Source organism: Bradyrhizobium sp. CCGUVB14 (assembly GCF_024199935.1).
Taxonomy (GTDB): domain Bacteria; phylum Pseudomonadota; class Alphaproteobacteria; order Rhizobiales; family Xanthobacteraceae; genus Bradyrhizobium.
On the sequence record NZ_JANADS010000001.1, the window covers coordinates 6,103,755 to 6,124,107 of the forward strand.

The following is a 20,353-nucleotide window of genomic DNA, read 5'->3' on the forward strand; positions in this document are numbered from 1 at the left end:
GCAATTTCGACGAGATGGTGGGCACTGCGCCTCGCGCCTTTGCCCACCCTACGAGATCACCCTACTCCGCTGCGATCTGCCTTGGCGCCGGCGGCGGGCTGGCGAGGTCGGCGGCGAGCTGGGCGTAGCGGGCCTTGGCGTCCGCGACCGCCTTCTCCTTCACCGGGCCGTAGCCGCGGATGCGGTCGGGCAGCGAGAGCAACTCCACGGCGATGTCGATCGTGACGGGCGACAACAGGCCGAGCACGGTGGCGACGTCCTTCTCGTAGCCGACGATCAAATCGCGCTCGAGCTTGCGGTCGGCGCTGCGACCGAAGACGTCGAGCGGGGTGCCACGCAGGAATTTGAACTTTGCCAGCACGCCGAACACCTTCAGCATCCACGGGCCGAAGGCACGCTTCTTCGGGCGGCCCAGCGCATCGACGCCGGACGCCAAAATCGGCGGAGCCAGGTTGAAGCTGAACTTGAAGTCGCCTTCGAACTGATCCTGGAGCTGCTTTGCGAAGGCGCCGTCGGTGAAGAGACGCGCAACTTCGTACTCGTCCTTGTAGGCGAGCACTTTTGCGTAGTTGATCGCGACCGCGCGCGGCAGCGCATCGCCGTAGCCGCCCTTCACCGCGGCATCGCGGACCTGGTCAACCAGCTTGCGATAACGTTTTGCCAGACGGCCGTTCTGGTAGGCGGTGAGATGCTTGGCGCGATGCTCGATGACCTCGTCGAGCGTCATGACGTCCAGCGTCTTGGGCGCTTCGACCTCGTCCGTTCCCTTCAGCATGTCGGCAAGGCGCGCGGGGTCCGCGACGGCAAGACGCCCGAGGCGGAAGGCCTCCTTGTTCATCTTGATCGAAACGCCATTGACCTCGATCGCCTGCTCAATCGCCTCAGCCGACAGCGGGAACAGCCCCTTCTGATAGGCATAGCCCATCATCATCATGTTGGTGGCGATGCTATCGCCGAGCAGCTGCTCGGCCGGCTTGGTGAAGTCGAAGAACACGGAATCCTTGTGCAGAGCCGTCTCCAGCAGTCCGTTCAACTTGCGGGTCTGGAAATTGAAGTCGCGGTTGAGGACGAAATCGGCGGTGGGAATAACGTGGCTGTTGATGATGCCACGGGTGCGCGTGGAGTCGCACAGCGAGATCGTGTCCTTGGCGACGGCGACCACCTCGTCGGCGGCAAGCACGACGTCGGCCGTGCCGGTGACGATGCGCGAGCACGTCACTTCCGCCGGGTGATCCGACAGGCGCACGTGACTGAGCACCGCCCCGCCCTTCTGCGCCAGACCGGACATATCGAGGATCATCGAGGCCTTGCCCTCGATATGAGCGGCCATGCCGAGCAGCGCGCCGATCGTGAGGACGCCGGTGCCGCCGACACCGCCGACAGCGATGTTGTAGGGCTTGTCGAGCGACGGCCGCGAGGCCGGCTCGGGAATCGCACCGATATCGCCGAGATCGGCAGGCGCACGGTGGCGCGGCTTGCCGCCGTCGACAGTGACGAAGGACGGGCAAAAGCCCTTGAGGCAGGAATAGTCCTTGTTGCAGGCGGACTGGTTGATGGCGCGCTTGCGGCCGAACTCGGTCTCCAGCGGCTCGACCGAGATGCAGTTCGACTGCACCGAGCAGTCGCCGCAGCCTTCGCAGACCGCCGGATTGATCATGACGCGGCGCGCCGGATCTTCCATCAGGCCGCGCTTGCGGCGGCGGCGCTTCTCGGCGGCGCAGGTCTGCACGAATACGATCGCGGACGTGCCCTTGTACTCCCGGCACATCTTCATGACGTTCTGCAGTTCGTCGCGATGATACAGCTTCACGCCCGGCGCGATGGTGTCGGCCGGATAGGCGTCGGGCGCCTCCGAGACCAGATAGATCTCGCGAATGCCTTCGGCGTGGAGCTGGAAAGTGATCTGCTGCGGCGAGAGATCGCCGTCGTGACGCTGGCCGCCGGTCATGGCGACGGCGTCGTTGTAGAGGATCTTGTAGGTGATGTTGGTCTTGGAGGCGACTGCCTGCCGGATGGCGAGAAGGCCGGAATGGAAATAGGTGCCGTCGCCGAGGTTGGCGAAGATGTGGTTCTCGTTGGTGAAGGGCGCGATGCCGACCCACGGCACGCCCTCGCCGCCCATATGCGTGAACGTCTCGGTCGAGCGGTCCATCCACAGCGCCATGAAGTGGCAGCCGATGCCGGCGAGCGCGCGGCTGCCTTCGGGGACCTTCGTCGATGTGTTGTGGGGGCAGCCGGAGCAGAAATACGGGGTGCGGGAGACCGGCGCCGTGGGGATCATCTGGGACGCCTGGCGGCCGTTGAACCAGTCGGCCTTGGCGCGGAGCATCTCCGCAATCTCGGGGTTGAGATTAAGTCGAAGCAGCCGTTCGGTGAGCGAGGTCGCGAGCGAGGCGACGCTGAGCTCGGCGGCGAAGGTCAGGAAGCGCTTGTCGTGCTCGTCCATCTTGCCGACGATGCGCGGGCGCACGTCGTCGCGCCAGTTGAACAGCACCTGCTTGACCTGGTTCTCGACGATCTCGCGGCGCTCCTCGACGATGAAGATCTCTTCAAGGCCGACGGCGAATTCATGCACGCCTTCCGGCTCCAGCGGCCAGGGCATGCCGATCTTGTAGAGGCGGAGGCCGATCTTGGCGGCGACCTCTTCGGTGACCCCAAGCTCGCGCAGCGCCTGGCGCACGTCCTCGTAGCTCTTGCCCGAGGCCATGATGCCGAAACGGGCGTTCGGCGAATCCATGGTGACGCGGTTGACCTTGTTGGCGCGGGCAAAGGCGATCGCTGCAAAGCCCTTGTAATCCTGCAGGCGCCGGTCCTGCTCGAAGCGGTCGTCCGGCCAGCGCAGATTGAGCCCGCCGGGCGGCAGCTCGAAATCCGGTGGGATGATGAAAGGCTTCATCTCGTCGGTGAGGTCGATCTCGGCGGTGGTCTCCACCGTTTCGGTGATCACCTTCATGCCGACCCAGCAGCCTGAATAGCGCGACATCGCGATGCCGAGCAGGCCCATCTCGATCATCTCGTGGATGCTCGAGGGATAGAGATACGGCATCAGCGCCGACATGAAGGCGTGGTCCGACTGATGCGGGACGGTGGAGGATTTGGCGCCATGGTCGTCGCCGGCCAGACACAGCACGCCGCCGTTCTTGGCGGAGCCGGCGGCATTGCCGTGGCGGAAGACGTCGCCGCAGCGATCGACGCCGGGGCCCTTGCCGTACCAGATGCCGACGACGCCGTCGTATTTGGCGCCGGGCGAGAGGTTGAGCTGCTGCGAGCCCCAGACGGCCGTCGCCGCCAGATCCTCGTTCACGCCGGGCTGGAACTTGATGTTGTACTGCTCGAGGTGCTTTCGGGCGGCGAAAAGCTGCTGGTCATAGCCGCCGAGTGGCGAGCCGCGATAGCCGGAGATGAAGCCCGCGGTGTTCAGGCCCGCGGCACGGTCGCGGCGAATCTGGGCCATGGGCAGGCGGACCAGCGCCTGGATGCCCGTCGTGAAAATATGACCGGTGTCCTGGGTGTATTTTTGATCGAGACTGATCGGACCCTGGTTGATTCCCATGTTGTCCTCTTTCGCCCTTTTGAGCGTTTGGCTGCTTAAGCCGTTGCCTGCCCGTTGTTTTTAGCTAGGGCGCGCCGACCACCTGCGCCACTCTATGTCGGATATTTAACGCGGCGCATCACAAATCTGGCGCTTCCGCAGCGGCAGGAAAAAAACGCAATTTCGTGGCCGGAAAGGCATGGGCGATTTTCAATTTGTGTCACCATAGCCCTGCGTCGCGAAATGACGTGACGTCCGTATGATGCGACAGGGCTGATGAGTCGCAGCAAGAAGGGTCGACGATGCGGAGGATTCTGGCTGGCCAGGCTCTGGTAGGTTTGGTCTTGTGCAGTGCGGTTGCGAGCGCGGCCCTCGCCGCCGAGCCGTCGCCCGAGCTGATCGCCTACGGCAAGACGCTGGTCGAGGCCGGCGACTGCGCAGGCTGCCACACCGCCGATCCCGCAAAGCCCTTCGCCGGCGGCAAGCGCATCGACACGCCCTTCGGCGCGATCTATGCGCCGAACCTGACGCCGGACCGCGACACCGGGATCGGTGCATGGACCGACGATAATTTCACCCGCGCCGTGCGCACTGGCACCGCGCCGGACGGCTCGCTTTATTACCCGGCCTTCCCCTACCCCTACTTCACCCGGATGACCAAGGACGACACGCTGGCGATCCGCGCCTATCTCGGCACACTCGCGCCGGTCGCCAGCCGCAACAAGCCGCCGGAGCTGCGTTGGCCATTCGGCTATCGCGGCCTGATGCGAGCCTGGAACTTGCTGTTCTTCACGCCCGGCCTGTTCGAACCGGACCAGAGCAAGAGCGCGGTGTGGAACAGGGGCGGCTATCTCGTCACAGGGCTCGGCCATTGCGGCGCCTGCCACACGCCGAAGAACTATTTTGGTGCCGACAAGGCCGCGCAGGCCTTGTCCGGCGGCGATCTCGGCGGCTGGTATGCGCCGCGGCTCGATGGTGCCGCGCGCACCGGATTGCAATCATGGAGCGCCGACGACATCACCGAATATCTGCAGAGCGGCCGCAACGCCAAAAGCCATGCCGGCGGGCCGATGGCCGAGGTGATCGTCAATTCAACCTCGAAGATGAGCGATGCCGATGTACGTGCGATCGCGGTGTATCTGAAGAGCCTGCCGCCGGTGCGCCGCGAAACCATCGTGACGCCGCCCGACGAGACCGAGATGAAAGCGGGCCAGGCGGTCTACGCAAAACTCTGCATCGCCTGCCATGAAGCCGACGGCTCGGGCGCGCCGCGCATCTATCCGCCGCTGCCGGGCAATGCGCTGCTGCAATCGATCAACCCGTCCTCGACCTTGCGCATCATCCTCGACGGCGCCCATACCGTGACGACGCCGCGGGCGCCGAACACCGGCGAGATGCCCGGCTATGCCAAGCAATTGTCCGATGACGAAATCGCCGCGGTAACGAACTACATCCGCAATTCCTGGGGCAATGCCGGTCCGCTGGTGACGCCGGCGCAGGTGAAGAAGGCAAGGAAGCAGGAGCCGTAGCTACTGCGCCGCCGCAAAGACGGCGCGCTCCCTCGCCCCGTTCTTACGGGGAGAGGGTTGGGGTGAGGGGCTGCTTCGGCAGAGACGGCGTCAGTTAGACTCGCGGAGACTCCCCCTCACCCGGATTGCATCTAACGATGCAATCCGACCTCTCCCCGCAAGCGGGGCGAGGTGAAGAAAGCGCCCTACTGCTCCTCATCTCCCGTGAACACGAACTTCGGCATCTCCCATTTGTAGCGCACCGCGAGCAGGCGGAGGCTGATCCCGAGGACAAACGTCAAAATGGTCCAAAGCTCGGCGTTGAGATTGAGGCCGAAAGCGGTGGCGTAGAACAGCCCCGTCACCACCGAGACGGTGGCATAGAGTTCAGAACGAAACAGCAGCGGTACGTCGTTGCAGAGCACGTCGCGCAACACGCCACCGGCGCAGCCCGTCACCATGCCGGAGACGATCACGATCGGCAGCGAGGCATCCATCTGCCAGGCGACGTCGCAGCCGGTCATAGTGAAGACCACGAGGCCGATGGCATCGAGCACGATGAAAGCGAGCTTGAGCCGATGCACGAGCCGCGCGAACAGAATGGTGAGAAAGGCCGCGCCGCCTGCGAGCGCGAGGTAGATCGGGTTTTGCACCCAGGACAGCGGATAGTGCCCAAGGAAGAGATCGCGCAGCGTGCCACCGCCGAGCGCGGTGATGCAGCCGAGGAAGCAGACGCCAAGCCAGTCCATGCTGCGGCGGCCGGCCGCCAGCGCAGCGGTCATGCCCTGCGCGGCCACCCCGACCAAAGAGAGGAAATGCAGCACGCTATCGCTTGGCGGCAGGCTCCACATCGCTTCTGTTCCCTTCTCCGTGCGATGGAACTTACGCACAAGGTTCCCGCATGAACAGGTTCCCGATTCCTCGCACGAGGGCAACATGCGACGAAAGCATAACGCGCACGGAACAGAATCTCGCAGCTGAGGGTTGTCAGGGGGCAATCAACGAGGAGACCCAATCGATGGCTGACGACCGTTTTCCCAACGATCCGTACCGCCCGAACCTCGCCGACGATGAGTACCTTCGCGCGGCGCGCCGGGATGCCGACCTTCAGGCCGATCCTGAGCTGGGTGAAGGCCCCGCCTCCAGCGGCAAGGTCGCGCTGTTCGCCGTGGCTGTCGCGCTGGTGTTGGGCGCCGTGTTCTATGGCTTGAACAATAGCAGCACGGGCAACCAGGCAAGCAATGCGCCGACCACGCAGACCGCGCAGCAGACGGCTCCGGCCAATCCGGCCGCGCCTCCCGGCATGCGTGACGTGACGCCGCGCAACAACACCGCGCCCGGCGTGACCACGGGTGCTGCCCCGAGCAAGCCGGCCGCTCCGGCGGATATGCCTGCGGCAAAGCCGGATCCGGCTCCGCCGGCTGAGGGCGCGAAGTAACGATTTACAACAGATTGCGACGGCGGCGGGATCGAAAGGTCCCGCCGCTGTTCGTTTGGTCTAGCTGAACATCTTGTTGAGCTCGCCGCCGGAATAGCCGCTGCCGAGTTCGGCGAACGTTCCCTTCTCCGCCATCTCCTTTGCCGCGCGCATGAAGCCGCCCCAGGCGGCGCGGGCGAGCGAGCCGCCGACGCTGATCCGGCGCACGCCGAGATCTTCGGCTTCCTTCAACGACAGGCCGGAGCCGCCGATCAGCAGGTTGAAAGGTCTGGGTGCGACAGCCTTCACCACGGCCGCGATGTCCTCTCGCGTCTTCAGGCCCGGCGCGTAGAGGCAATCGGCGCCGGCGTCCGCATATGCGGTGAGCCGGTCGATGACGAGCTTGAGATCGGTCACGCCCCACAGGAACGCCTCGCAGCGGCCGACCAGCAGGGTGTTGCTGTCGCCGATCGCCTTGCGCGAAGCCTTGATGCGCTCGACCGCCAGCGCGCGGTCATAAAGCGGCTTGTCCTTGTCACCGGTCGAATCCTCGATCGAGAGGCCTGCGACGCCCGTGCGCACGCCGCGCTCGACATTGTCGGCGACCTTGTCCGGTTCGACCGCGAAACCACCTTCGAAATCCGCATTGACGGGAATGTCGACGGACGAGCTCAGTGCTGCCAGATGCTGACAGACGTCCTCGACGGTGACGCGATTGTCGGCCTTGCCGATGGTCCAGGCGAAGCCCGCGCTCGATGACGCCAGCGCCTTGAAACCGAGATGCTGCAACGCCTTGGCGCTGCCGACATCGACCGGATTGGGCAGGATGAAGCAGCCGCTCTCGTGCATCTTCCTGAACGTCGCGCGCTTGTCAGCAGTTGTCACATGCATGTTTCTCTCCCTTGTTGGCCGCGCAGACATAGGCACGCTCTTTCAAGCACGCTAGTGCGCGTCGTGCACGGCGCGGCTGTCCTTCGGCGCCTGTTCGCGATCATTCATGCCGTAGTCCCTGATCACGCTGGCGATGCGCAGGTGATAGTCGGCGAAGATCTTGGCCCTGCCCTTGGCCTGGGTGCGGCGATGCTCCATCGTGTTGCGCCAGGCTTGCACCGCGGCCTCGTCGCGCCAGAACGACAGCGACAGGACCTTGCCCTTCTCGGTCAGGCTTTCAAAACGCTCGACCGAGATGAAGCCGTCGATGGTTTGCAGGATCGGCTTCAGATCGGCCGCGAGGTCGAAATAGTCCTGGCGATGTTCCGGCTTGGGCCAGACTTCGAAGATCACGGCGATCATGGGCGGCTCCTGCTGTTGGTCCGTTACAGTACCACCTTGCGCAGGAAGGTGCGCTCTTCCGCGAGGATGAATTTGTTGTCCTCGGCGAAATGGAAATTGGCCATGCCCTCGGCATCCTGACGCAGCCGCGCGCGATAAGCCTCGTAGGCGGCGAGGCTTTCGAACGTGATCAGCGCGAACGCGATGTTGTTGGTGCCCTCATGCGGCATGAAATAGCCGATCAGGTCGCCGCCGCATTTCGGAATGATGGTGAGCCAGCGCTTCGAATATTCCTCGAACTGCGCGCGCTTGAAGGGATCGAGCTGATAGCGGATGAAGACGGTGACGGACATGCTGGGGTTCTCCTGTGTGTACTCCTCATCCTGAGGAGCGCGGAACGCGCGTCTCGAAGGATGAAGGCCCGGCCGGTGGCCTCGCCCTTCGAGACGCGCGCAAGAGCGCGCTCCTCAGGGTGAGGATCGGGCTTGCTGTTTCGCTTCGCTGTTCGTTCGCAACAACGATGTGAGACAAGCTACGCGCTTGCCCGACCACAATGCTTCGGCTACCATCGAAGCATGAAATCAGGACCCGACATCGCCATGGTCGCCGCGCTGGTCGGCGACCCCGCCCGCGCCAACATGCTCACCGCGCTGATGAACGGACGCGCGCTCACGGCAAGCGAGCTCGCGCAGGAGGCCGGGATCACCCCGCAGACCGCGAGCTCGCATCTGGCAAAGCTCGAGGCCGGCGGGCTGGTCGAGCCGGAGAAGCAGGGCCGCCACCGCTACTACCGCCTCACCGACGACGACGTCGCCGGCGTGCTTGAAGGTCTTGCAGGGCTCGCCGCACGCACCGGCCACATGCGCGTGCGCACCGGGCCGAAAGATCCCGCGCTGCGACGCGCGCGGATCTGCTACGACCACCTCGCCGGCGATCTCGGCGTGCAGATGCTGGATTCCTTGCGCACGCGAAACCTGGTTAGGCAGAAGAAGCAGGACATCGAGCTGACCGCCGAGGGCGAGCGTTTCCTCGCCAAGAATCTGCAGATCTCGCCCGACATGCTCAGCCATCCGCGCCGCCCGGTCTGCAAGGCCTGCCTCGACTGGAGTGAGCGGCGCCACCATCTCGCGGGCACGCTGGGCGCCGCGATGATGCAGCGTTTCGCCGAGCTGAAATGGGCCGCGCGTGACGCCACGCCCGGCAGCCGCGTGGTGAATTTCACCCGCACCGGCGAGAAGCAGTTTGCGGCGCTGTTCGGCGGTGAGAAAGACTGACAACACGTTTGCGTGTGGACACTCACAGTCGTCATGGCCGGGCTTGACCCGGCCATCCACGCGGTTATGCGAACGTCATTCCGTGACCGCCAGAGACCTCCATGATCCGCATCCTCCCGGCCGCCCTCGCCGCCGCCCTGCTCGCTTCTCCGCTAATCGCGCACGCCGCCGACACGCCCCAACGCGAGCCCTATGGCATCGCGCTCGAAGGCTTTGCCTATCCCTATCCCGTGCACCTGCTGCCCGTGGTCAATGACGGCGAGCAGCTCAGCATGGCCTATATGGATGTCGCACCGGCGCAGCCGAACGGCCGCACCGTGGTGCTGCTGCATGGACGCAATTTCCCGTCGAGCTATTGGGCGCCTGTCATCAAGATGCTCACCGACGCCGGCTATCGCGTCGTGGTGCCGGACCAGATCGGCTTCGGCAAATCGTCCAAGCCCACCGGCGAACTGCATTTCGACAATCTGGCGCGCAACACCATCGCGCTGCTCGATCACTTAGAGATCAACAAGGCCGATGTCGTCGCGCATTCGCTCGGCGGCATGCTGGGCGTGCGCATCGCGCGTGCGTATCCTGATCGCGTCGCCCATCTGGTGCTGACCGCGCCGATCGGGCTCGAGGATTATCGCCTCTACGTGCCGCCGACGCCGACCGACAAGATCATCGAGACCGAGGACAAGCTCACCGCCGACGGTTACCGAAAACAGCTCCAGACCAATTACGCGATCAAGCTGCCGTCTGACGCGATCACGCCGTTCATCGACGCCCGCTTCAACATCAAGGGCAGCCCCGATTATCCGCGCTGGCTGCGCGCCTTCGTCTCATCCGGCCAGATGATCTATCGCGAGCCGGTCGCGCATGAGATTCCGCTCATCACCGAGCCGACGCTGTTCATCATGGGCGCCGACGACCACAACGCGCCGGGCCGGCCGAACGCGCCGGAAGCGCTGCGCGCCAAGATGGGGCAGAACGCCGAGCTGGCAAAAGCGTTCGCGGCGAAGATGCCGAATGCGCGGGCTGAAGTCATTCCGGACACGGGCCACCTCGTCTTCCTGGAGGCGCCCGACAAGTACAAGGAGCTGGTGCTGGGATTCCTCGGCCACTAGCGCCATCCATGTCGCGCGAGGCCGTACGCGGACAATGTTCATGCCGCATTCAGGTCATGATTGGCAGGTTTGGATCGCGCCGTGCCGACATGTCGCAAAAATTAACATGTCGAATCGTATGGTTTGATTCATTGTGCGCCGCAAGCGCCAAGCCCCCTAGTCTACCCTCAGAGACTTTGCCCCCAAGGACCAGAAGGAAGATCACATGAAATATCTGTTTGCCGCCGTGATGCTCGCCAGCGCGGTCGTCGGCTTCAGCGAGGCGGCCAGCGCCGCCGGCGGTTGCGGCCCGGGCTGGTACCGCGGCCCCTATGGCGGCTGCCGTCCGATGGGTGGTCCGGTGGTCGTGGCCCCGGCCCCGGTCGTCGTCGCTCCGCCGGTCGTCGTCGTGCGTCCGCGCGTGTGCCCCTATGGCTTCCGCTGGTACGCGGGCCGCTGCCGCCCGTTCTGATCTTTCGCACTTGCGAAATGGCCGCGCGGGATCAGCCTGCGCGGCCATTTTCGTTTTGAGAGGCTTGGCGCATGGAAAACTGGCGCATGAAAAAAGGGGATCGCCATCGCGATCCCCTTTTTCAGTTCAAGCGTGGCGTTACCAGTGACGCCAGTGGTGGCGGTGCCAGCGTCGGCGCCAGCCCCAATGACGGTGGCGCCATCCCCAGTGACGGTGATGCCAGCGACCGCCGCCATGCCAGTGCACCTGCTCGGGCTTGAGCTGGGCTGCTTCCTCGCTGCTGGTGACGGCGGGATGAGCGTCCGGATTGGCGAGCGGCATGCCGCCATTGCCGAGCGGCTGCGGCGCCAGCGGCGCGGCCTGCGCGGCGGCAGAGAATGCGGCCGCACCGGCCGCGACGCCGATGGCGAGTTTCAGAAAATTGCGGCGTTCCATGACTTCTTCCTCTCGGGCGAGCGTTGCATGATGCAAGAGGAAGTCTCGGGCTCGCGACATGAACTGCCGCTGAATCGCGCGTTCAGGTTCATTGCAATGCTGTCAGGGAAGCGCGCTACGTCGCAAATCAGCGCATCGCCTTCCAACATCGCGTCCTGTTGTTTGGCCGCAGCATAGCTGGTTATAGTGCCTGCAACAAAAAGCCAGCGCGACGGAACATGACGAGCGCGCGACATCAGGGAAGGACCGCCATGCGCAGGATCATCACGGGCATCATCGCGATCGCTGGCCTCCTTCCCCTCGCCTCGCGCGCCGAGATCGTCCGCTTCGATATCACCGAGCGCGTGCCCGCCTTCGCCGGGCGCAGCTTTGGCAATGTCGGCACCTATGAGCGCATCACCGCGCGCGCGACCTTCGCGCTCAACCCGGCCGACGACCGCAACGCCATCATCACCGATCTGGCGCTGGCACCGCGTAACGCCGACGGCAAGGTGGAAGCCACCGCCGATGTCGTGATCCTGCGGCCGACCGATCCTGCGCACGGCAACGGCACGCTGCTGCTGGACGTGCCCAATCGCGGCAGAAAACTCGCGCCGCAATTGTTCGACGATTCCGCCCAGCCCGGCGCCAACAACGCCGACAAGGCCGAGGACGCCGGCATCGGATTCCTGCACCGCCAAGGCTTTACGATGGTCTGGGTCGGCTGGCAGGGCGACATCCCCTCCAAGCCGGGACAGCTCGCGATGAGCGCGCCGGTGATCAAGAACATCAGCGGTCCTGCGCGCGAAGAGTTCGTGTTCGACACGACGGCGAGCCCGGCGCGCGCGACGCTGACCTGGCCCGCCGCGGACGCCGCCAACCTCAACGTCACCGTCCGCGCCGCCTGGGCCGATGCGCGGCAGACGCCGCCAGGTCTCTCCGCAAAGCTCGTCGATCCCAACACCGTGGAGATCACCCGGCCCGACGGCTTTGACGCCGGTGCGCTCTACGAGATCACCTACACCGCGCGCGATCCGGTCCCGCTCGGCATGGGCTATGCCGCCGTGCGCGACGTCGTCAGTTTCCTTCGCCACGACGAAACGCAGGCCAACCCGCTGCTCGACGGCCTGCATCCGTCAATCAGCCGCGCCATCGGCTTCGGCGTCTCGCAATCCGGCCGCTTCCTGCGCGACTTCCTCTATCTCGGCTTCAACGAGGATCTTGGGGGACGCATGGTGTTCGACGGCTTGATGCCGCATGTCGCGGGCACGCGGCGCATGGCAACCAATGTCCGCTTCGGCCAGCCCGGCCGCAACCCGCGCCACATGCAGGATCCGGCGTGGCAGGCCGATCTCTTTCCCTTCACCTATGCGACGCTCAGCGATCCCTATTCCGGCAAGACCGACGGCGTGCTGCGCCGCTGCTCGCTCTCCGTCACCTGCCCCAAGGTGATGCAGACCGACAGCGAGCACGAATGGTGGGCCTCGCACGCATCGCTGCTCGTGACTGATCTCGCCGGCAACCACCTCGACCTGCCCGACAACGTCCGCGCCTACATGATCGCGGGCACACCGCATTTCGCGGAAGCCACTGATGTGATGAAGAAGGGCCTGCCGGCGATGTCGCTGCCGCAGAACCCGATGCATGCAGGCGGGCCGATGCGCGCGCTGCTCACCGACCTCAACGCCTGGATCAGCGACGGCACCAGGCCGCCCGCAAGCCGCGTCCCCATGCGCGCGCACGGCACGCTGGTTGCGGCGAAAGGCGCCGTGCCGACGGATATCCCCGGCCTGCCCTATGCCGGCATCCACACGCTCGCCGCCTTCTCCGACCAGAGCGTGCTGCCGCCGAAGGAGATCGGCCGCTATCCCGTGTTCGTGCCCAAAGCCGACGATGACGGCATGGCCATCGCAGGCATTCGCCAGCTCGCGCTCGCCGTGCCGCGCGCGACCTACACCGCCTGGAATCCGCGCGCGATCGGATTTGGCCCGACGGCGCTCTATCCCTTGCAGGGCGCGGTCGTGCCGTTCGCACCGACCGAAGCCGCGCGGAAAGAAGTGCACGATCCCCGGCTGTCGATTGCGGAGCGTTATGCCGACGACGGCGCGTATGTGGCTGCGGTGAAGCGTGAGGCGGCAAGGCAAGTGGCCGAGCGGATATTGCTGCCGGAGGATGCCGAGCGCGCGGTGGAAGCCGCAAAGCAAGGCAAGCTCGCGAAGCTCGGGCCGTACTGACACCCGCCAGCCGGCGCATCACACCAGCTTGATCGGCGCGTTGCCTTGCGGTTCCGCAGCACGCGGCGTAGCCTGCCACCACAGGTAGCGGGTTCGAAGCGGTTCGGCCTAGCGGGAGAGAGCGATGGTGGACCAGGTCTCATCTCAGGTCTCGTCTCAAGTGTCCTGGAATCTTTCTGGTGACTATTTCGAGAACTGCAGTTGCAGCATCGTGTGCCCGTGCCTGGTGTCGGCGGGTCCGCCGCTGACTGCGCGGCCAACCGAAGGTTTTTGCAACGTGCCGCTGGTCTTCCACATCGAGAGCGGCCGCTACGGCGAAACCACTCTCGACGGCCTCAACGTTTTCGTCGTCCTCCATTCACCCGGAATCATGGCCGATGGAAACTGGTCGCAGGCGACCTATGTCGACGAGCGCGCCGATGATCGGCAGACCGAGGCGCTGGCTGCGATCTTCGGCGGCACCGCCGGCGGTCCCATGGCCGCGTTCACGCCGCTGATCAGCAAGAACCTCGGGGTGAAGAAGGCCCCGATCACGTTCCGGATCGACGGCAAGACGCGATCGGCGGAGATCCCGGGCATTTTGCACATGTCTGTCGACCCGCTGCCGACCATGCATCCGAGCGGAGAGATGTGGGCAAACATCGGCCATCCCGTGAGCCCCGACAGGATGGTGATGGCGGTCGGCGCCGCCGGCAACACCTATAGCGACCATGGCATGCGCTGGGACAATTCGGGCAGGAACGGTCTCTATGCGCCGATCCAGTGGTCGAACCAGGCCTGACGCGGCCGTTCGCGCGACGGCCGGTGACGCGCATTACACATGACCAACAGCGCCATCGAAACCGTGCTGCGGCGCGACCGTTGGATCGTCGGCGGCGCGATCGCGATCATCGTCGTGCTGGCATGGGCCTATGTGCTCTGGCTTGCCGACGACATGGACATGGGCGGCATGGACATGACCGGCTACCGCATGATCCCGGCCGGGATCGCAATCATGCTGCCGGCTGACGAGCCATGGAGGACGATCGAGTTCGCCTACGTGTTGCTGATGTGGACGGTGATGATGATCGGCATGATGGCGCCATCGGCCGCGCCCATGATCCTGATGTACGCCCGCGTGGGCCGGCAGTGGCAGACCCAGGGTCGGCCGTTTGTGGCAACCGGATGGTTTGCGGCCGGCTATCTCTTCGCCTGGACCGGGTTTTCGTTGGTCGCGACCTGTCTGCAATGGCTGGTCGAGCGGGCGGCGCTCCTGGATTCCCGGATGACCCTTGCGAACAACCTGATCGGCGCGCTGGTGCTGATCGCGGCCGGCATCTATCAGTGGACGCCGATCAAGGACACCTGCCTCGTCCAGTGCCAGTCGCCGCTGATGTTCCTGATGCGCCACGGCGGCTTTCGCGACAATGCGCGCGGCAGCCTCCTGCTGGGATTTCGGCACGGCGGCTATTGCGTCGGCTGCTGTTGGCTTTTGATGGCGCTCCTGTTCATCGGTGGCGTGATGAACGTGCTCTGGATTGCGCTGCTGGCGCTACTCGTCCTGCTGGAGAAGCTGACGCCGGCCGGACGATGGGTCGCGCGGGCGGCCGGCCTCGCATGTGGTGTCGCGGGCGCCTCGCTACTGGTGTCGTCGCTGCACTGAGCGGCGCGACGAAAAAAATTACGACCATGTCGGATCGCCCGTCCCTCATCCGTCCTTTGCCTGAGACAGCACGGAGACGCCACATGCCCGACCTCACCTTGATCACCTACGACTGGGTTCCGCCGCCGCCGCGCGGCTATGTCCGCGACCTCAGGGTGCGCTGGGCGCTCGAAGAAGGTGCCTTGCCCTATCGCGTCGCCAGCACGCCGTTCGACGACCGCGGGCCCGCGCATCTGGCGCACCAGCCGTTCGGCCAGGCGCCATGGCTGACCGACGGCGATCTCTCGATCTTCGAGACCGGCGCGATCCTGCTGCATCTCGGCGGCCTCAGCACCAAGCTGATGCCATCAGATCCGCGCGGCCGCATCGACGTGACGGAATGGGTGTTCGGCGCGCTCAATTCGGTGGAGATGGCGACCCTGCCCTGGACGATGCTGAAGTTCATGGGCGAGCCGGGATCGAAATTCTTCGACAACTTCATCGAGCTTCGCCTCAAGCGCATGGAAGCGGTGCTGGCCGATCGCGAATGGCTGGTAGGCACCTTCTCCGTCGCCGACATCCTGATGGCGGACGTGCTGCGCATCGTCGAGCGTTTCGACGGGCTCGCCGGCAGTCCGGCCTGTGCCGCTTACGTCGCGCGTGCCACGGGCCGCCCGGCATTCGCCAAGGCGCGGGACGACCAGATGGCGCATTTCGCAGCGGCAGATGCAGCGCGTGCCTAATCCTTAGGGCGGATTAGGCGAAGCCGTGATCCGCCCTTCCTTGTCGGTGTGACCTACCGCACATCAGTAACCCGTGGTTAGCCATAGGCTCACGGCCACTGGAACGAAGCAATTTGCCTCAAATTATCCCGGCGGAAGGTGATACATGGCCCGCATCGATTATCTCAGAGAGCAAGTCGCCCGCGCCGAGCGTCTCGCGAAGGCGATCCTCGACCAGCAAGCCGCCGAACGACTTCAGGCGTTCGCCGCCGAATGCCGCGCGGAAATGCAGGTTCTGTCGCTCAAGACTGCTGCGTAAGGCAGCGCGCTACACCAGCTTCATCGGCGTATCGGCAACCACACGCAAATCGATCCTGCCGATCAACGCCGAACGCCGCGCCTCCGCAGCACCGATCGCATCGTCCGTCTGCCGCAACGTGCTGATGTTCGAGCCGAGCGAGACGATGCCGCCGAGCACCAAGGCGATCGAGCCGAGCGCGGCAGTCTGACCAAAACCAAACAGCCCGAGGATGGTGACCAAGAGCAGCACCGCGCCGCTGCCGATCGCGATCTTGGACGCCAGGATGTACTTCCGGCATCGCTCGGCAATCTCGGCGAGGCGCTCGATCCGGTCTTCGATGTCGGAGATTTCGTCGGTCGGATCGGATTCGGTCATCGGATTTTGGATACCGATTGTAGGGCGGATTAGGCGCAGCCGTAATCCGCCGCGTGCATTATCGAAAAGATGGCGGATTACGCTTCGCTAATCCGCCCTACACGACTACGCCCCCTCACAACGGCAAATTGTCGTGCTTCTTCGCAGGCATCTCGACCTTCTTGTCCTTCAGCATCGCCAGCGCTCTTGCGATCCGCTTGCGGGTCGAGTGCGGCATGATGACGTCGTCGATGTAGCCGCGCTCGGCTGCGATGAAGGGTGACAGGAAGCGGTCTTCGTATTCCTTGGTGCGGGCGGCGATCTTGTCGGGGTCGCCGATATCGGAGCGGAAGATGATCTCGACCGCGCCCTTGGCGCCCATCACCGCGATCTGGGCGGTCGGCCAGGCGTAGTTCATGTCGGCACCGATCTCCTTCGACGCCATGACGTCGAAGGCGCCGCCATAGGCCTTGCGGGTGATGATGGTGACCAGCGGCACGGTGCACTGCGAATAGGCGAACAGCAGTTTCGCGCCGTGCTTGATCAGGCCGCCATATTCCTGCGCGGTGCCGGGCAGGAAGCCCGGCACGTCGACGAAGGTGACGATCGGGATGTTGAAGGCATCGCAGAAGCGCACGAAGCGCGCGGCCTTGCGCGAGGCATCAGAGTCGAGCACCCCGGCCAGCACCATCGGCTGGTTTGCGACGAAGCCCACCGTGCGGCCCGCGATGCGGCCGAAGCCGGTGACGATGTTCTTGGCGAACATGTCGGCGATCTCGAAGAAATCGCCCTCGTCCACGACCTTCAGGATCAGCTCCTTCATATCGTAGGGCTTGTTCGGATTGTCGGGGATCAGCGTATCGAGCGACATGTCGATCCGGCCGATGTCGTCAAAACTCGGCCATTCCGGCACGCCGTCGCTGTTGTTGGACGGCAGGAAGTCGATCAGGCGCCGCATCTGCAGCAGCGTCTCGACGTCGTTCTCGAAGGCACCGTCGGCGATCGAGGAGCGCGTGGCGTGCACCGAGGCGCCGCCGAGCTCTTCGGCCGTGACGACCTCGTTGGTCACCGTCTTCACGACGTCCGGGCCGGTGACGAACATGTAGCTGGTGTTCTTCACCATGAAGATGAAGTCGGTCATCGCCGGCGAATAGACGTCGCCGCCGGCGCAGGGCCCCATGATGACGGAGATCTGCGGGATCACGCCCGAGGCGAGCACGTTGCGGCGGAACACATAGGAATAGCCGGCGAGCGCGGCGACGCCTTCCTGGATGCGGGCGCCGCCCGCGTCATAGAGGCCGATGATGGGCGCCCGCGCCTTCATCGCCATGTCCTGAAGTTTTGTAATTTTCAGCGCGTGCGTCTCCGAGAGAGACCCGCCGAACACGGTAAAATCCTTGGCGAAGACAAACGTCTTGCGGCCGTTGACGGTGCCCCAGCCGGTGACGACGCCGTCGCCGGGCACCTTGTTCTTCTCCATGCCGAACTCGGTGGAGCGGTGCTCGACGAACATGTCGAACTCCTCGAACGATCCCTTGTCCAGCAAGAGCTCGATGCGCTCGCGGGCGGTCAGCTTGCCGCGGGCGTGCTGCGCCTCGATGCGCTTCTCGCCACCGCCGAGCTTTGCGCCGGCACGACGGTCTTCAAGGGCGTCCAGGATATTCTTCATTTGCTCCCGCCAGTTCTTAGCCTAAATGCGATTGCCGGGGGTTCTAACACGGCATTTTGCAGACCGGGAAGCGGCTTTCGGCGCCGCAGGGCTGCCTTGCCGCAGCGTGAAAGCGCAAGGAATTACAAAGTTTTGCCTGGGAGGCGACCATGGACGAGAGAGAGGCAGAGACCGGGGCTGCAACCGGCGGCGTCAACATCATGCTGCGACTGGAGGGCCTGACCCTGTTCGCAGGCATGGTGATGCTCTACGCGACCTGGGGCGGCTCCTGGCTGGTGTTCGCCCTGCTCTTCTTCGTCCCCGATCTGAGCTTCCTGGCCTATCTGTCGGACGCCAAATTCGGCGCGCTGGTCTACAACGCCGCCCACAGCTACATGGCGCCGGTGGCGCTGTTGACGTTCGGTTTCGGCCTCGCCTCGCCGCTCACCCTGTCCATCGCCCTGATCTGGCTTGCCCATATCGGCATCGACCGGGCGCTGGGCTATGGCCTGAAATATTCCGCAGGGTTCGGCTTCACCCATCTGGGGCGCATCGGCCGGCAGAAAAACGCCTGACCCCCGGCACCCGCGGCGGGATGAGCGCGATTTGCCCGTGCTGATCGGTTGACCCGGCGCGGCGATTCAGGCTTGCTCGGGCTTACGATCAGGCGCCGAATGTTGCGTGAGCTCAGTCGGTACGGCGGCGGTCATCACGTCCGGCTGCAAGCATCATCTCATGTCCGCCAAGGTCGTTCCCCTGCCTCCGAACAGCGCGTCCGAGACCACCGACTTCCTGCGGCGGATGGCCAGCATGGTGTCGGGGCGGAACGGCGAGATGCTGCTGCGCGCGGCAAGCCTGATCGAGTCGCTGGCGCAGCGTGCGATGTCGGCCGAGCGGCTCTATCATCAGCAGCAGGAAGAGAACAAGCGCCTGGTGGAGCTGCGCGAGGCCACCGAGCTCGCCTCCGACGCCATGGTCAGCCAGATCGCGGCGCTGCGGGCGCAACTCGCCGAGGTCACGGCGGCTGCGGCCGCCGAACGCACCGCATTCGACAGCGAGCGCGGCAGGCTGCTCGATCTGATGCAGCATGCGGAAAGCCACATCGGCAAGCTCACCACCGAGCTCGACAGCTTGCGCGCCTCCGTCGACGCCTTCAACGAGACCGTGATCTCCGTGCCGATCGAGGTGCTGCGGCTGGCGCGCACCCAGTTTGATTATCTCTCCAGCGGCTTCGCGCGGAAGGGCGACGTGATCTCGCAGGCGATGAGCGAGATCGGCGGCTTCGCCATCGACCAGGCGCTGACGGCAAAGAAGCCCGCCGACAAGGCGTGACGCGCCCGCGCGAAAATTGACAGCGCGCGCTCCGGTTGATCTACTTCCCGAAAATCATAAGGGAGGATCCGATGCCGACGGCATTCCGCGTCGTTGCCACGCTCGTCGCGCTCTGCGTTTCAACCGCGCTTGCCGGTGCTCAATCGCTTCCCAAGGATGCCCCGGCGCGGACCGAGATCTTCCCGATCCCGTCGCTCACCCTTTCCGACCAGCAATTCCTCAGCGGCGATGCCGCGGCCGGCAAGCCCGTCACGGTGGCCGGCGAATTCCGCGTTGCGCAAGGGGCGGGCAAGATGCCGGTCGTGGTGCTGATGCACGGCTCGAGCGGCGTCGGTGCCACCACGGAAGCCTGGGTCCACGAATTCAACGCCATGGGCATCTCGACCTTCGTGATCGACGGCTTTACCGGCCGCGGGCTGACGGTGACCGGGCCGAACCAGGCCCTGCTCGGCCGGCTCAATTTGATCATCGACATCTACCACTCGCTGGAGATTCTGGCGAAGCATCCCCGCGTCGATCCTGACCGCATCGTGCTGATGGGATTTTCGCGCGGCGGCCAGGCGACGCTCTATGCCAGCCTCGATCGCTTCAACAAGCTCTGGAACAAGTCCGGCGTGCAGTTCGCCGCCTACATTCCGTTCTATCCGGATTGCTCGACGACGTATCAGACCGACACCGAGGTCGAGGCGCGCCCGATCCGCATCTTCCACGGCACGCCTGACGATTATAATCCCGTGAAGAGCTGCAAGGCCTTCGTCGAACGGCTCAAGGCCGCCGGGCGCGACGTGGTGCTGACCGAATATCCCGACAGCGCCCATGGTTTTGACAGCGGCCTGCTCGGCGTCAATACGGTCGCGGTGTCCGCCAACGCGCAGACTGTGCGCAACTGCCATATCAAGGAAGGTGACGGCGGCGTGCTGATGAACGGCGATACGAATGCGCCGTTCACCTACAAGGACCCTTGCGTCGAGCTCAACCCGCATGTCGGCGGTAATCCCACAACGGCCGCGGAGTCGCGCAAGGCGGTGGTGGAGTTCTTGCAGGCGCTGTTCAAGCTGGGGTGAGACTGCCTGCTCAGCACGCACTACCGTAGGGTGGGCAAAGGCGCGCAGCGCCGTGCCCACGATCTCTCTCCGTCATCCGCAATTCGTGGGCAACGCTTCG

The 20,353-nt window shown here is 64.7% G+C and carries 22 protein-coding genes; 13 read left to right on the forward strand and 9 right to left on the reverse strand.

All coding sequences use genetic code 11. The features are described 5' to 3' along the window. Positions 1-61: 61 nt before the first annotated feature. Positions 62-3,553 carry an indolepyruvate ferredoxin oxidoreductase family protein gene (locus NLM32_RS28635; RefSeq protein ID WP_254132142.1) on the reverse strand — a complete coding sequence of 1,164 codons (3,492 nt, stop codon included), beginning with the start codon at positions 3,551-3,553 and terminating at the stop codon, positions 62-64. Positions 3,554-3,834: 281 nt separating this feature from the next. Between NLM32_RS28635 and NLM32_RS28640 the strand changes: the two genes are divergently transcribed. Then, positions 3,835-5,061 (forward strand): cytochrome c, encoded by a 1,227-nt coding sequence (locus NLM32_RS28640; protein WP_254132143.1) that lies wholly within the window; start codon positions 3,835-3,837, stop codon positions 5,059-5,061. Positions 5,062-5,246: 185 nt separating this feature from the next. Here the strand turns inward: NLM32_RS28640 and NLM32_RS28645 are convergent, their stop codons facing one another. After that, complete coding sequence (locus NLM32_RS28645; RefSeq protein ID WP_254135441.1) at positions 5,247-5,891, reverse strand: trimeric intracellular cation channel family protein; 645 nt, start codon at positions 5,889-5,891, stop codon at positions 5,247-5,249. Positions 5,892-6,058: 167 nt separating this feature from the next. Between NLM32_RS28645 and NLM32_RS28650 the strand changes: the two genes are divergently transcribed. Then, complete coding sequence (locus NLM32_RS28650) at positions 6,059-6,478, forward strand: hypothetical protein (protein ID WP_254132144.1); 420 nt, start codon at positions 6,059-6,061, stop codon at positions 6,476-6,478. Positions 6,479-6,538: 60 nt separating this feature from the next. Here the strand turns inward: NLM32_RS28650 and NLM32_RS28655 are convergent, their stop codons facing one another. The 3 genes from NLM32_RS28655 to NLM32_RS28665 are packed head-to-tail and all read right to left on the reverse strand — an operon-like array spanning position 6,539 to position 8,082. Further along, complete coding sequence (locus NLM32_RS28655; RefSeq protein WP_254132145.1) at positions 6,539-7,348, reverse strand: oxaloacetate decarboxylase; 810 nt, start codon at positions 7,346-7,348, stop codon at positions 6,539-6,541. 51 nt (positions 7,349-7,399) lie between these two features. Next, the gene (locus tag NLM32_RS28660; RefSeq protein ID WP_254132146.1) at positions 7,400-7,750 is read right to left on the reverse strand and encodes an antibiotic biosynthesis monooxygenase; all 351 of its coding nucleotides are present in this window, start codon (positions 7,748-7,750) and stop codon (positions 7,400-7,402) included. A 23-nt stretch (positions 7,751-7,773) separates the two neighbouring features. Beyond that, positions 7,774-8,082: an NIPSNAP family protein gene (locus NLM32_RS28665; protein WP_254132147.1), complete on the reverse strand. Its 309-nt coding sequence runs from the start codon at positions 8,080-8,082 to the stop codon at positions 7,774-7,776. Positions 8,083-8,304: 222 nt separating this feature from the next. Between NLM32_RS28665 and NLM32_RS28670 the strand changes: the two genes are divergently transcribed. The 3 genes from NLM32_RS28670 (at position 8,305) to NLM32_RS28680 (ending at position 10,563) form a co-directional block, all read left to right on the forward strand. Further along, complete coding sequence (locus NLM32_RS28670) at positions 8,305-9,003, forward strand: helix-turn-helix transcriptional regulator (protein ID WP_254132148.1); 699 nt, start codon at positions 8,305-8,307, stop codon at positions 9,001-9,003. Between the two features lie 101 nt (positions 9,004-9,104). Next, a complete protein-coding gene (locus tag NLM32_RS28675; protein ID WP_254132149.1) occupies positions 9,105-10,112 on the forward strand; it encodes an alpha/beta fold hydrolase in 1,008 nt (335 codons plus the stop codon). A gap of 205 nt (positions 10,113-10,317) precedes the next feature. Further along, positions 10,318-10,563, forward strand: coding sequence for a GCG_CRPN prefix-to-repeats domain-containing protein (locus tag NLM32_RS28680; protein WP_254132150.1), 246 nt, complete (start codon positions 10,318-10,320; stop codon positions 10,561-10,563). Between the two features lie 138 nt (positions 10,564-10,701). Here the strand turns inward: NLM32_RS28680 and NLM32_RS28685 are convergent, their stop codons facing one another. Further along, positions 10,702-10,998 (reverse strand): twin-arginine translocation signal domain-containing protein, encoded by a 297-nt coding sequence (locus NLM32_RS28685; protein ID WP_254132151.1) that lies wholly within the window; start codon positions 10,996-10,998, stop codon positions 10,702-10,704. After that, on the reverse strand, positions 10,977-11,234 hold the full coding sequence (locus tag NLM32_RS28690; protein ID WP_254132152.1) for a hypothetical protein: 258 nt from the start codon (positions 11,232-11,234) through the stop codon (positions 10,977-10,979). The genes NLM32_RS28685 and NLM32_RS28690 overlap by 22 nt, the downstream gene beginning before the upstream one ends. 15 nt (positions 11,235-11,249) lie before the next feature. Between NLM32_RS28690 and NLM32_RS28695 the strand changes: the two genes are divergently transcribed. The 5 genes from NLM32_RS28695 to NLM32_RS28715 all read left to right on the forward strand — a co-directional run bounded on the left by NLM32_RS28695 (position 11,250) and on the right by NLM32_RS28715 (position 15,873). Continuing rightward, on the forward strand, positions 11,250-13,211 hold the full coding sequence (locus NLM32_RS28695) for an alpha/beta hydrolase domain-containing protein (RefSeq protein ID WP_254132153.1): 1,962 nt from the start codon (positions 11,250-11,252) through the stop codon (positions 13,209-13,211). 124 nt (positions 13,212-13,335) lie between these two features. Beyond that, positions 13,336-13,992: a DUF1326 domain-containing protein gene (locus NLM32_RS28700; protein WP_254132154.1), complete on the forward strand. Its 657-nt coding sequence runs from the start codon at positions 13,336-13,338 to the stop codon at positions 13,990-13,992. Between the two features lie 39 nt (positions 13,993-14,031). Further along, positions 14,032-14,853, forward strand: a complete 822-nt coding sequence (locus tag NLM32_RS28705; RefSeq protein WP_254132155.1) for a DUF2182 domain-containing protein — start codon at positions 14,032-14,034, stop codon at positions 14,851-14,853. A gap of 83 nt (positions 14,854-14,936) precedes the next feature. Continuing rightward, the gene (locus NLM32_RS28710; protein WP_254132156.1) at positions 14,937-15,575 is read left to right on the forward strand and encodes a glutathione S-transferase family protein; all 639 of its coding nucleotides are present in this window, start codon (positions 14,937-14,939) and stop codon (positions 15,573-15,575) included. A gap of 145 nt (positions 15,576-15,720) precedes the next feature. After that, positions 15,721-15,873, forward strand: a complete 153-nt coding sequence (locus NLM32_RS28715) for a hypothetical protein (protein ID WP_254132157.1) — start codon at positions 15,721-15,723, stop codon at positions 15,871-15,873. A 9-nt stretch (positions 15,874-15,882) separates the two neighbouring features. Here the strand turns inward: NLM32_RS28715 and NLM32_RS28720 are convergent, their stop codons facing one another. Together NLM32_RS28720 and NLM32_RS28725 are read right to left on the reverse strand one after the other, a co-directional pair. Then, positions 15,883-16,230: a hypothetical protein gene (locus NLM32_RS28720; protein WP_254132158.1), complete on the reverse strand. Its 348-nt coding sequence runs from the start codon at positions 16,228-16,230 to the stop codon at positions 15,883-15,885. A 115-nt stretch (positions 16,231-16,345) separates the two neighbouring features. Continuing rightward, entirely contained in the window at positions 16,346-17,878 is a 1,533-nt protein-coding gene (locus NLM32_RS28725; protein ID WP_254132159.1) for an acyl-CoA carboxylase subunit beta, read from the reverse strand. A gap of 149 nt (positions 17,879-18,027) precedes the next feature. Here NLM32_RS28725 and NLM32_RS28730 point away from each other — a divergent pair, with 149 nt between their 5' ends. The 3 genes from NLM32_RS28730 (at position 18,028) to NLM32_RS28740 (ending at position 20,253) form a co-directional block, all read left to right on the forward strand. Then, positions 18,028-18,432 (forward strand): DUF4260 domain-containing protein, encoded by a 405-nt coding sequence (locus NLM32_RS28730; protein WP_254132160.1) that lies wholly within the window; start codon positions 18,028-18,030, stop codon positions 18,430-18,432. A 160-nt stretch (positions 18,433-18,592) separates the two neighbouring features. After that, positions 18,593-19,189 (forward strand): hypothetical protein, encoded by a 597-nt coding sequence (locus NLM32_RS28735; protein ID WP_254135442.1) that lies wholly within the window; start codon positions 18,593-18,595, stop codon positions 19,187-19,189. A gap of 71 nt (positions 19,190-19,260) precedes the next feature. Then, on the forward strand, positions 19,261-20,253 hold the full coding sequence (locus tag NLM32_RS28740; RefSeq protein WP_254132161.1) for a dienelactone hydrolase family protein: 993 nt from the start codon (positions 19,261-19,263) through the stop codon (positions 20,251-20,253). Positions 20,254-20,353 lie beyond the last annotated feature (100 nt).